This is a genomic window from Hymenobacter nivis, from assembly GCF_003149515.1.
In the GTDB taxonomy this organism is placed as follows: domain Bacteria; phylum Bacteroidota; class Bacteroidia; order Cytophagales; family Hymenobacteraceae; genus Hymenobacter; species Hymenobacter nivis.
Genome location: NZ_CP029145.1, coordinates 1,996,364 through 2,008,095, shown reverse-complemented (window position 1 = coordinate 2,008,095; position 11,732 = coordinate 1,996,364). Strand labels below are relative to the sequence as shown.

Annotated in this window: 10 protein-coding genes and 1 pseudogene; 6 read left to right on the top strand and 5 right to left on the bottom strand. The window is 60.5% G+C overall.

All coding sequences use genetic code 11. The features are described 5' to 3' along the window. Window positions 1–9 precede the first annotated feature (9 nt). Window positions 10–1,440, bottom strand: coding sequence for a M48 family metalloprotease (locus tag DDQ68_RS08745; RefSeq protein WP_109655956.1), 1,431 nt, complete (start codon window positions 1,438–1,440; stop codon window positions 10–12). 158 nt (window positions 1,441–1,598) lie between these two features. Between DDQ68_RS08745 and DDQ68_RS23445 the strand changes: the two genes are divergently transcribed. Beyond that, on the top strand, window positions 1,599–2,462 hold the full coding sequence (locus DDQ68_RS23445; RefSeq protein ID WP_211320252.1) for a hypothetical protein: 864 nt from the start codon (window positions 1,599–1,601) through the stop codon (window positions 2,460–2,462). Between the two features lie 118 nt (window positions 2,463–2,580). Here DDQ68_RS23445 and DDQ68_RS08735 read toward each other — a convergent pair whose 3' ends face one another. Then, window positions 2,581–3,915, bottom strand: a complete 1,335-nt coding sequence (locus DDQ68_RS08735) for a type IX secretion system plug protein (RefSeq protein WP_162549961.1) — start codon at window positions 3,913–3,915, stop codon at window positions 2,581–2,583. 296 nt (window positions 3,916–4,211) lie between these two features. Between DDQ68_RS08735 and DDQ68_RS08730 the strand changes: the two genes are divergently transcribed. The 3 genes and pseudogenes from DDQ68_RS08730 (at window position 4,212) to DDQ68_RS08720 (ending at window position 6,188) form a co-directional block, all read left to right on the top strand. Continuing rightward, complete coding sequence (locus tag DDQ68_RS08730; protein ID WP_162549960.1) at window positions 4,212–5,111, top strand: alpha/beta hydrolase; 900 nt, start codon at window positions 4,212–4,214, stop codon at window positions 5,109–5,111. Between the two features lie 28 nt (window positions 5,112–5,139). Continuing rightward, a pseudogene (locus tag DDQ68_RS24415) lies at window positions 5,140–5,544 on the top strand (VOC family protein). Between the two features lie 26 nt (window positions 5,545–5,570). Further along, window positions 5,571–6,188 carry a hypothetical protein gene (locus DDQ68_RS08720; protein WP_162549958.1) on the top strand — a complete coding sequence of 206 codons (618 nt, stop codon included), beginning with the start codon at window positions 5,571–5,573 and terminating at the stop codon, window positions 6,186–6,188. A 277-nt stretch (window positions 6,189–6,465) separates the two neighbouring features. Here DDQ68_RS08720 and abc-f read toward each other — a convergent pair whose 3' ends face one another. After that, window positions 6,466–8,376, bottom strand: coding sequence for a ribosomal protection-like ABC-F family protein (gene abc-f / locus DDQ68_RS08715; protein WP_109655951.1), 1,911 nt, complete (start codon window positions 8,374–8,376; stop codon window positions 6,466–6,468). Window positions 8,377–8,511: 135 nt separating this feature from the next. Here abc-f and DDQ68_RS08710 point away from each other — a divergent pair, with 135 nt between their 5' ends. Both DDQ68_RS08710 and DDQ68_RS08705 read left to right on the top strand, forming a co-directional pair. Further along, window positions 8,512–9,537 (top strand): SMP-30/gluconolactonase/LRE family protein, encoded by a 1,026-nt coding sequence (locus DDQ68_RS08710; RefSeq protein ID WP_109655950.1) that lies wholly within the window; start codon window positions 8,512–8,514, stop codon window positions 9,535–9,537. A gap of 44 nt (window positions 9,538–9,581) precedes the next feature. After that, window positions 9,582–10,124 carry a 2'-5' RNA ligase family protein gene (locus tag DDQ68_RS08705; RefSeq protein ID WP_109655949.1) on the top strand — a complete coding sequence of 181 codons (543 nt, stop codon included), beginning with the start codon at window positions 9,582–9,584 and terminating at the stop codon, window positions 10,122–10,124. A gap of 148 nt (window positions 10,125–10,272) precedes the next feature. Here DDQ68_RS08705 and DDQ68_RS08700 read toward each other — a convergent pair whose 3' ends face one another. Next, entirely contained in the window at window positions 10,273–10,923 is a 651-nt protein-coding gene (locus DDQ68_RS08700) for a DNA-3-methyladenine glycosylase family protein (RefSeq protein ID WP_109655948.1), read from the bottom strand. A gap of 124 nt (window positions 10,924–11,047) precedes the next feature. Then, window positions 11,048–11,704 carry a metallophosphoesterase gene (locus DDQ68_RS08695; RefSeq protein ID WP_109655947.1) on the bottom strand — a complete coding sequence of 219 codons (657 nt, stop codon included), beginning with the start codon at window positions 11,702–11,704 and terminating at the stop codon, window positions 11,048–11,050. Between the last annotated feature and the right edge of the window lie 28 nt (window positions 11,705–11,732).

Here is an 11,732-nt window from a genome sequence, read left to right as displayed (position 1 = left end):
GTTAAAAAATTATTTCCCCACCACTTTGTAGAGCATGCCCTTGCTCAGCCGGTCGGTGGTTTTCATGCCGTTGAGGATGGCCAGCTCCTCGTAGCGGCCGCGGGCGATGCCGTTGGCGGCCAGGGCGGCGGCGAGCGTGGTGGTGCCGGTAGCGGTTTTGATGCGGATTTTTTCGGGCTGGCGGTTCAGTTTGCTGACGTCGGTGAGGCGGCTGAAACCCTGGGCCACGGCGGCAAACTGCGGCGCGTAGGTAGCAAACGAGGCAGCCGGCGCCAGGCCGATGAAGGCGTAGATGGACTTGCCGTCTTGCAGCAGGTAGGCGCGCACGTGGGCCGCGGTGCTCTGTTGGCTCTGGGCGGCCTGGTCGCCCTCCACTACGGCGGTAGGGAAGCCGTTGATGGTGGTGTTTTGGGCCTGGGCCCCGGTGAGGCCCAACTGCTTCACCAAGGCCTGCGCGGCCGCGTCGAGCGTGCCGGTGCCAGCCCCTGCGAAGGCCAGCAGGGCCTTGCCGCTGGGCTCGGCCATCTGGAATTGTTCGGGCGAGTTCTGGGTTTTCCAGCCGCTGGGCACCGGGAAACGAAACTTCAAATCGGGGTGATAAAACACGTTATTCTCCACGAAGCCCTGGCGCGGGTCGTCGCCGAAGGGCAGGCCCTCAATGGCCCGCAGGTAGGCGTCGCGGTTCACGGCCAGCGGGCGGTTGCCCACCGCTTGCTTGGCCTGCGCGGCCAGGCCCTTCACCCGCTGGTAGCGGTCGGCCGAGTTGGGATGGGTGGAGAGGAAGGTGGGCGTGGACGAGCCACTTTGCTCCTCGGTGCGTTGCAGGGTGAGGAAAAAGTCGGCCATCTGGCTGGCATCGTAGCCAATTTTAGTCGAGTACTTCACGCCCAGGCCGTCGGCTTCGTTTTCATCGCCCCGGCTGTACTTCAGCATCCACAACCCAACGCCCTGCTGAACAACTCCCCCAATGGACTGCATGACCTGGGGAGCTGCAAGCTGGGCCAGCAACATGCCGATGCCGGCAAAGGTGTTGTTGCGCTGCTGCTTTTTGCCGTGCTGGGCAGTGATGTGACCCAACTCGTGGCCTAGCACGCCGGTGAACTGCGCCTCGTTGTTGAAGTACGCCATGATGCCGCGCGTGAAGTACACGTGGCCCTCGGGCGTGGCAAAGGCGTTGATGACCGGCGAGTCGACGATGGTGAAGCCGTAGTCGCCGGGGCGATCCGACACGGCTTCCATCTGCTGGCCCTTGGCGTTGATGAGGCGTTGCAGGGCGGGGTTGTTGTAGAGGCCAAACTGGGCGATGACGGCCGGGTCGGGCTTGGCGCCTTGCAGCGGGTGGGCGGTGGGGGCGGTGGGCAAGCCCGGGGTAGACGGGGCGGCGCTGGCCAGCGGCAGTAGTACGGCCAGGGCCCCGGCGCGGAGAAACGCAAGGTTCATAAAGGATGTAAAACGAATAGTACTAGCGCGGCCGTAGTGGCGTTGCTCCCTACAACGCACTAAAGTGGTGCCAAAGTTACAAGTACTTCACTAAATCTACATCTGACTGGGGCGGCGCGGAGCGTAAATTTGCGCAGTTACGTCCTTTTGCCTTGCCCATGACACCACTTCGTTCCTTGCCCGCCTGCCTCCCGGCCGCGCTGCTGCTCATTGCCTGCGGCCGCCAGCCCCAGGCCGCCAACCCCAGCCGCTTCGCCGCTGCGCCGCCCACCATCGACGGCCAAAGCACCGACTGGGGCCCCGACTCGCTGCGCTACGACGCCGGGAGCAAGCTTCAGTACGCGGTGCTCAACGACCAGCGGGCGGTGTACGTGCGCCTGAAAGTATCGGACCCCATGACGCAGGGGCGGCTGCTGGGCCAGGGCTTCACGGTATGGCTCGATAGCACGGGGCAAAACCAGCAGCAGTTTGGCGTGCGCTACAAGCTGCACCCCGAGCCCATGGCCAAGCCCGCACTTGACGCCAACGGCCAGCCGGTAGCCACCGCTCCCATGAGCCTCAAAGACCGCCGCGCCCGCCTGGCCCAGGCCCTGGCCGACGTGCACGACATGGAGCTGCTCAACTACAAAGGCAACAAGGAGCCCACCTACACCGACACCCAATCGCCGCTCGGCGTGAAGCTCGGCTTGGCCCTCGACGCGCAGGACAACATCGTGTACGAGCTGGCCGTGCCCCTGCGCCTGCTATACCGCAAGGTGCCCAACCTGGCCAGCGGCCAGCGCGCTAAGGTGGGCGTCACGGTGCTCAGCAACCGCGTGCCCGCGCCCAGTGGTGCCAACAATAGCGACATGAGCGTTGTGGGTGCCGGTGGCATGAACGGTGGCTACGGCGGCGGCATGGGCGGGCGCGGCGGCTACGGCGGCCGGGGCTACGGCGGTGGCGGTGGCGGCCGCATGCCCGGGGGCTACATGGGGCCCCAGCCCCTCACGCTCAAGGTCAGCGCCCAGCTCAGCGGGCAGTAGGCTGTCCTGGGGCCCTAAAGGGCAATTAAGACTTGTAAACGGTCATGCTCCGGCTGCGCGAACGACAGATGAGCATGACCGTTTTATAATTTTATTGTGCTCCCTTTAGAGCCCCCAGCTACTGCCGGGCGTTGGCATCAATGGCCTGGTAGCCGATGAGCAGGTCGGTGCGGGTGCCGGGCGGGCGGTAGTACACCAGCAGGTCGTACTGGTTTTCGGTTTCGTAGTGGCTGCCCTCGAAGTAAGTTTCGTCGGCCGTGCCGTCGGGGCGGGCCACGGCGTAGCTGTAGTTGTAGTAACCCTGCTTTAGCAGCGCGCGGCCGGTGTACATATGGGCGGCCTCGTCGTAGGTGAGGCGGTAGGCGTCCTTCAACTGCCAGTCAGTGAGGGCCCCCAGCACGTACACGGGGCCCGGGGCGGGCTGGTCGGCGCGGAGCTGGAAGGTCACGTCGGCGTAGTCGGCGTTGGTGGTGCCGTTGCCGTACTCGCGGCTCTCAAACACGCGGCGGCCGTTGGCGTCGATGTACTGGAAGTAGCCCAGGCCGGCGCGGGTGGTTTCGGGCACCAGGGCCACGGCCGTGGGGCGGGCGCGTAGGTCGAGGTGCAGCACGTTCTGGCCCACGGTCTGGATGGAGCGGGTGTCGAAGTAGCGGTACTCGCTCAGGCCCGGAAACGTGTTCTCGTAGTTGAAGTACTGGTAGTCGAGCCGGCGCTCGGCGTCGCGCACGAAGGTGGGGCGCAGGCCGTAGCGGGCATTGTCCCAGCGGAAGTTCTGGCGCAGTACCACCTGCACCTCAGCGGCGGGGTTCACCAAATCCACGCCGCCGTAGCTGATGCCGAAATTGAGCTGCTGGAGCGTGAAGCGCTGGTCGCCGCCCGGCGCCAGGCCCAGCTCCAGGGTCACCGCTACTTGGTTTTCGTACACCAGTAGCCGGCGCGAGAGCAGCGGGGCCCCCGCCCCGTCCTGCACCACCCAGAGGTAGTTGCCGCTCACCTTCAGGGCCGGGGCCCGCAGTGCGTAGTGGAAAAACGGCACCTTTCCGCCAATGCCAATCTTGTAGTCGGTAATCAGAAACTCATTGATGTCGGTCAGGAACTGGTTGTCAATCAGCGTCGAAGGCTGCCAGTTGGCATCGCAGTACACCAGCCGGGCCAGTAGGCGCGGGGCCTGGTCGCCGAGCACGTCAAACTCCAGCGCCAGCGACTGGCTCTGGCCCAGCGGCACCACCGGCGGCTGAAACACAGCCGTGTTGGTACCCGTGGCCACGTAGCACTGCACGCTCTGCACGGCCGGCGAATAGGTGTAGTCGGCGTAGCGCAGCGCGGGCGCCGCCGGGGCCCCCGCGCTGGCCCGATTAACGGTAGTAGGGGCCGTGGAAGTGGAGGTGATGGGCGTGCCCAGCGGCACGCAGGCCGCGGCGAGGAGCAGGAACGGGTAGGGCAGGAAGCGCATGGGGCGAAAGTACGGCCGGGTGCAGGATGCGGGCTCCGCTGCCCCGGCCAGCCGCCGCGCCCGTGGCCCGCGGAGTACAGGCGCAGCCGCGGCCTCAATTTGCGGCCCCTCCGCGCGGGCCCACCATTGGCAAACGGTACCGATATTCGCACCGCCCGGCGCTGGCCCGGGCATCGTGGCCCAAAACCCCCGAATGCCCGCCCCCGCGGGGCCCAGCTTCCCCGCCTTGGAAAGCGCGGAACCAACTCCTAATTCCTCACCACCCGCCTAGCCGCAACTCAGAAAGCATTACCGCCATGAATAAAAATATTCTTAGTTTCGGTTTATTCGTTTCGCTGGCACTCAGCTCGTGTTCTGCTAAACTGGTCTCAATAGTTGATAAAACAGACGAACAAATAAAAACAACCTACCAGGTAAAGAAGGATGTGCCCTATGGTACCGACAAAGAGCAAACCATGGATATTTATATGTCAGCGAGTGCAAACAAGCTGAAAAATAAAAACTTTACTATCGTTTTCTTGCACGGCGGTGGGTATTATGTAAGTGATAAGTCTAATGAAGAACGCTACATCCAACCCTACTTAAAAAAGGGGTTAAATGTGGTTAATATGAATTACCGCCTGAAGCGGGGAATTCCAATTGCAACGGAAGATTTAACTAACGCCTTAAATTTCCTAAAAGCCAACCACGCAACTTACCAGCTCAATTTAGACCGGGTAATACTTACGGGATTTTCTGCCGGGGCCCACATTGCCAGCATGGTGGCGGCTACAGCCAACGATCCGGCATACCCTAATAAGCTAGACAGCGGAATTAAAATTGCCGGCGTCATAAACTTCTCGGGTCCTGTTGACGGATTGGACGTAGTAGAGCAGGTTTTTACAAGCAACGAAGTGCCAATTATGAAGGAGATTGGAATTGCGCTCTTCCCCTCCGCCGATTTCGCCTCCAAGGAAACTGTTGCCAAGTATGAGCCGATAACCTATTTCGATAAAAACGATCCGCCATTTTTCTTGTGGCACGGGGGAAAGGACGACCAGGTTCCGGCCAGCACCTTCGAAAAGTTTGTGGTACTGCTCAATAAAGACCCCAATAAAAACGTGGTGCTTTTCCTGCCCGAAGGCCTGCACAGCCCCAGCGCAAACGAGCTAACCAGCGCTTACGAAAAGATATTCGTATTCTTAGACAAGCAGTAAAACCAAAAACGATTGCCCTGCTATTGGGTTGAAAACGAACCGCCTGCAACACGTCGGCCTGCCCATCACCGACCTGGAAGCGTCCCAGGCCTTCTACGAAAAGCTCGGTTTCCACCGCGCCACGAACGCCACCTTCGACCACGCCGGGGCCCCCGGCCAGGTGTCAGTGATGCAGCGCGGCGATATCATCCTCGAAGGCTACTAAATGCCCGAGCCCGAACGCCGTCGCGTGCGGCAGCGCCGCGACGGCCGCATCGACCACGTGGCCTTCGACGTGGACGACATCGACGCCACCTACGCCCTACTGAAAAGCGAAGGCATCACCATCATCGAAGACCAGCCCGTTTTCCTAAATTTTTGGGCCCGCGGCTGCAAGTTCTTCAACCTGCTGGGCCCCGACGGCGAACGGCTGGAGTTCTGCCAGATTCTGTGAGGAAGTGGGGGATAGGTTGCAGTTTAATGAGTTATTTCGGCCTGCCTAGCAAAGCGCCCGGCGTGGGCGCACCGGCTGCCATCCAACTATTATGGCTTGTACCATTAACCCCAAAAAAGAAAAATATGGCGGACTACGAGGTTAAATCGACAAATACCAAAGATTTCAATTTAACAAAAGCGGACGCTTTGGTTGGACGCTTAAAGTACGAAAGCTGGTATTCATTCAAGGCAGAAATTCAGCTAGTTAGTGGTGATGCGAATTTTACAATTAGGCCAAAAGGATTTTGGGGAACAACCATTGAAGTCAAGCACAACGAGAGAACTCTGCTAGACTTTGAAATGAATTGGAAAGGGCAAATTATAATTAATTCAAAAATTAGTGACATAGGTCAGTGCTTTATAATAAAGCAAATAAGTATTCTAAAAAATATTTTTGTTTTACTTAGTAACGAAGAAAAATTGCTAACTATTAAGCCAAATCTGCAGTGGTCCAAAATGAACTTTGATTATCAATTGATATCAACTGACGCTTTCGAAAACCTAGAAAATAAAGAATTATTGTTGCTAACCGCAATTCACTGCACGAATTACTATATTACCATGATGACGTCTACGGTAGTTGCGACTATGGCTGGTATTTAAGTACCCATTGCTAATTTGTTTGATGTAAAGAACGTTATGCTGAGCGCAGTCGAAGTATCTCTTATTCGGAGTTAAATATAACATTTAGAGTTAGTTAAATAGAATATATGCTTGAACGAACTCAGCATGACTATCTGTTTTAACATAAGCTATTTACCAACGGGTACTTAGCGGATAATAAATTCCCCCCCCCCCGTCGGTACTTAGTACCAATTAAAAAGCCTCCCCCGAAGCAATGGCTCCGAGAGAGGCTTTCGACTTTAATAGCTATCCAGAATTACATCTCCGCCAGTATTTCCCAGCGGTCGTTCATGCGGCCCAGTTCCTTTTTTACCTGCTCAAATTTCACCGTAGCGTCTTTGAGCTGCGCGGTGTTTTGGTAAATCTTGGGGTCGGCCAGCTCTTTTTCGTAGCCGGCTAATTCTTTTTCCAGGGTGTCGATTTTGGCTTCTACTTCGGCCAATTCCTTGAGCGCCTTTTTCTGGTCGGGCGACGACGTTTTGGCGGGGGAGGTTTCGGCTTTTTTCTCTTCCTTGGGCTGGGGCTTGGGAGCGCTGGGGCTGGGTAGGCCGGCTTTCTTGGCGGCCTTCTCGCGGTCTTCCTGCCACTGCTCGTACTCGGCGTAGGTGCCGGGGTACTCCTTCAGCTGGAAGTCCTCGATGTACCAGATTTTGGTGGCCACGTTCTCCACGAAGAAGCGGTCGTGGCTGATGACGATGAACGTGCCCGCGTACTGCTCCAGGGCCTGGATGAGGATGTTCACCGACACCATGTCCAGGTGGTTGGTCGGTTCGTCGAGCAGCAGGAAGTTGGCTTCCGAAATCAGGGTTTTGGCCAGCGCCACGCGGCTTTTCTCGCCGCCGCTCAGCACCTTGATTTTCTTGAACACTTCCTCGCCCGTGAACAGGAACGAGCCCAGCACCGAACGCAGCTCCATGTCGTTGCGCTTCGAGCCGGCCTCGCTCATCTCCTGCAAAATCTCGTTGTCCAGGGTCAGGCTTTCGAGCTGGTGCTGGGCGTAGAACGACATGATGACGTTGTGGCCCAGCTGGTGCTTGCCCGCGGTGGGGGCCTCGGTGCCGGCCACCAGGCGCATGAGCGTCGATTTGCCTTTGCCGTTGGCCCCAATCAGCGCGATTTTGTCGCCCCGCTCGATGTGCACGTTCGTGTCGCGGAAAATCAGCTTCTCGTCGTACTTCTTCGTCACGTGCTCCATACGCAGGATGTGCCGGCCGGGCTCCACCTTGAACTGGAACTTGATGTTGACCTTGGCCGAGTCCTGGGCCACGTCCTCGATGCGCTCCAATTTATCCAGGGCCTTCACGCGGCTCTGGGCCTGCTTGGCCTTGCTGGCCTTGGCCTTGAAGCGCTCGATGAACCGCTCGGCGGCCCGAATCTGCGACTGCTGGTTCTCAAAAGCGCCCTTCTGAATGAGGTTGCGCTCCTCTTTTTCCTCCAGGTAATAGGAGTAGTTGCCGGCGTAGGGCACCAGCTTGCCGCCGGTCACTTCTACGGTGGTATTGGTGGTGCGGTCCAGGAATTCGCGGTCGTGGCTCACGATGATGACGGCGCCCTCGTAGTCGGCCAGGTAGTTCTCAATCCACTTGATGCTCGGCAGGTCCAGGTGGTTGGTGGGTTCGTCGAGCAGCAGCAGTGAGGGTTGCTGGAGCAGGATTTTGGCCAGCATTACGCGCATGCGCCAGCCGCCCGAAAACGACTTCAGCGGTTTGGGTAGCTCCTCAGTGCCGAAGCCCAGGCCCTCCAGTATTTCCTCGGCGCGCGACTGCATGGTGTAGCCGCCCAGGGCCTCGAACCGCTCCTGCAAGTTGGCCAGCTTCTCCACCAGGTCGTCGGTGTAGTCGGTTTCGAACTTCACCAAAATCGCCTCAATCTCGTCCTGCAAGCGTAGCGCCTCCGCAAAAGCCTGCATGGCCACGTGCAGGATGCTCTCGTGGGTGTCGTAGCTCAGCAAGTCCTGGTTGAGGAAGCCCAGGCTCACTTCCTTGCTCATCGAAATGCTGCCGCCGTCGGCTTTATACTCGCCCACCAGCAGGCGCAGCAGCGTGGATTTACCGGTGCCGTTGAGGCCGATGAGGCCAATTTTATCTTTGGGCTTGATGTGCAGGCTGGCGTTATCGTACAGGGCACGGGAGCCAAAGTGAAAGTCGAGGTCGGAAATGGAAATCATCGGGTGCGGCGTATTGAAGGGCAAAGGTACGGCGCGCAAAGCCTGGCCGCTACCGCCCCGGGGCCCCGGCGGTACAACCGCGCCCCGCGCCAGGGCGTATGGCAACGCAACCACCGTTGCATTCATTCCCGATTCATGCCCGTTCGCTCGCTTCTCTTCGCTTCATTTAGGGCCCCCGCCCGTCGCCTGGCCCCGCTGGCCGGCCTGCTGGCCCTGGCCGCCTGCTCCAAAAACGATATTCCGATTGCCCAGCCCGAGGCGCCCGAAACGGTGGTATTCACCAAGCCGGCCCTCTACCCCGAAGGCGTGCAGTACGACGCCGCCGGCAGCCGCTTCCTAGTGAGCTCGCAAACCGCGGGCACCGTGGGCGCCGTGGCCGACAACGGTACCTACACCGAGTTTGCCACCGACGCCGCCCTGGTGTCGAGCGTCGGCCTGAACCTGGACGCCGGCCGCAACCGCGTACTGGTGGCCGTGTCGGACCCCGGCTACAACGCCGCCCGCACCAGTACGGCCACGCTACGCAAGCTGGCGCGCCTGGTCATTTTCAACCGCGACAACGGCCAGTTGGTGCGCGCCGTGGACCTGGGGGCCCTGTTGCCCGGCCTCAACCACTTCGCCAACGACATTGCCGTGGACGCCCAGGGCAACGCCTACGTGACCGACAGCTTCGCGCCCGTCATCTACAAAGTGGACCTCCAGGGCAACGCCACGGTGTTGCTGAACAGCGCGCAATTCACGGCCCCGGCCGGCACGTTTGGCCTCAATGGTATCGTGTACCACCCCGACGGCTACCTGCTGGTGGCCAAGTCCGACGCGGGGGCCCTGTTCAAGGTGCCGCTCAGCGACCCCAGCACTTTCACCCGCGTAGCCACCACCGGCTTGAACCTGACCGGCGCCGACGGCCTGCGCCTGCAAGATAACAACACGCTGCAAGTGAGCACCAACGCCCAGGCCAAGGTGCAGCGCCTGACCACCACCAACGGCTGGGGCGCCGCCGCGCTCGGCGGTACCTTCGCCACGCTGCCGCAATACCCCACCACCCTGGCCGCCCGCGCCGGCACCGACGGCTACGTGCTCTATTCCAACCTCAACGCCTTACAGGCTAACCAACAGCCGCCGGTGAGCCAGTTCACCATCGCCCGGCTGCGGTTCCAGTAGGGGCCCGGGCCCCCGGGTTTTCGTTCGCTTTTTTGCCCGTTGCAATGCTCGCCATCACGTCTATGCTGCACCCGCGCAATGCCCAGCGGGTCAACAAAATCATTGCCGAGCTTGAAGCCAAGTTTGGTCTGAAGGCCGTGCAGGCCACGCCGGCACCGCACTTCACCTTCATGCTGGCGGCCGTGCGCAGCACCGAAACGCTGCGCGAGTCGCTGGCCGAAGTGGCGGCCACTACGCCGTCATTCTCGGCCTATACCACCGGCATCGGCATCTTCCCGGGGCCCAAACCGGTGATTTACATCCCCGTGCTGCGCTCGTTCGACCTCAACTCGCTGCACCAGCGCGTACTGGACGTGACGCAGCCGCTCTGCAAGGGCGCCGACCGCTATAACGCACCCTCGCGCTGGCTGCCCCACCTCTCGCTGGCCCTGCACGACACCACGCCCGAAACCCTGGGCCCCGTGCTACACTTCCTGAACGAGAGCACCTACAACATGCGCCTGAACATCAACAACATCGGCATCATGCAGAAGAAGGGCAGCCTCTACAAGTGCATCGAGCAAATCGAGCTGACGGGTAAGGACTAACTGCTAAAAAGCTGTTTGAGTTAATCAAACGGTCATGCTGAGCGCAGTCGAAGCACCTCTCCCGCAGCAGTAAACCATGGTTTAGTCAGGGGGAGAGATGCTTCGACTGCGCTCAGCATAACGTGCCGACGATTTCCTATAACAGCTTTTACTTTAATTGATTTACAACCGTCAGCGGCTCCAGTTCGGTTTTTTGGTCGAGGCTCTGCCAGAGGTACTTGCAGGCCAGGGTGCGGTGGGGGCGCCAGGCTTCGGCCAGGGCCAGCATTTCTTTTTGCAGGGCCCGGCCGGTAGTTTCGAGGCCGTAGTGGCGGCGCATGGCATTTTGGATGCCTAGGTCGCCCTCGGCAAACACGTCGGGCTGGTCGAGGGCAAACATTTGCAGCATCTGGGCCGTCCAGCGGCCTACGCCCCGGATAGCAGTCAGGTGCTGGGTGAAGGCTTCCTCCGAGAGGCTGGTGAGGTGCTCGTAGTCGAGCAGGCCGCGCTCGTTATACGCGGCAATGGCCTGGAGGTAGCCGGCTTTCTGACGCGAGAGGCCCACCTGGCGCAGGTCGTCCTCGCTCATTTCCAGCAAGATGCGCGGCTCGGGGTAGCCCTCGGGCTTAAATAACGACGTGAACCGCCCCCAGATGGCCGCCGCCGCCTTGGTCGAAATCTGCTGGCTGACAATGGCGCGCAGCAGGGCCAGATACAGGTCTTCGTGGGCGCGGGGCGCAATGGCGGGGCCCCGGGCAATGAGGGCGGCCAGCACCGCATCGGTGGCGCTGAGGTGCTGGAGGGCGGCGGTCTGGGGCATGGTTAAGAACCTGTAATTGGCTGGCTAGATAGGAAGACGTCATGCTCAGCTGCGCGGACATCAGATGAGTATGACAGCTTGGGGCCCCTGGCAAACCCTAACCCCCGCAAAATTGCTTCCGGGCTCAGTACAAATCGCGCGGGTCGGTGGGCAGGGAGATAATTTCCAGCACCTCGCCCGTTTCGCTCAGGCGCACGCCGGTGAGGGTTTGGCCGCGGTAAGCCCCCGTGTCGATGTACAGCGCCAGGGCGGCGGCGTCGAAGCGGGGGCGGCCGTCGTCGGTGGGGGTGTGGCCTACTACTTGCAGCTTGCCCAGGTTTAGCAGGGGGCCCCGGCGCCAGAGCGAGCCGTCGGAGTTGGTGGGGTCGAATGGGAACGTGGTATCGGCCCGGCCGGCGTGCGAAATCAGCAAGTGGTCGCTCTCCCAGAAGTAGGGCCGCTCGGCTAGCCAGGCCGTGTGGGGCCCCAGCCAGGCCGGGTGCCGGAACTGGTACTGGTGCAGCGTTTCGCGCCCGCCCCAGCTCAGCCATTCGGATAGCGGCCCGCCGGGGCCCAGGTGCTGGGCCATGCCCCAGTCGTGGTTGCCCATGATGAAAACAGCGTTTTCCGGGTCGTGCTGCTGGAGCTGGCGGGCCAGCTCCACCACGCCGGGGCTGTCGGTGCCGCGGTCCACGAGGTCGCCCACTTGTACGAGGCGCTCGGTGGCCGGCCGCCAGTGCCGCAGCAAGGCGCTGAACGTGTGGAAGCATCCGTGCACATCGCCGATAACAAATAAATTCATGCAGACTTTTAACGGCAAACAAGAAAAA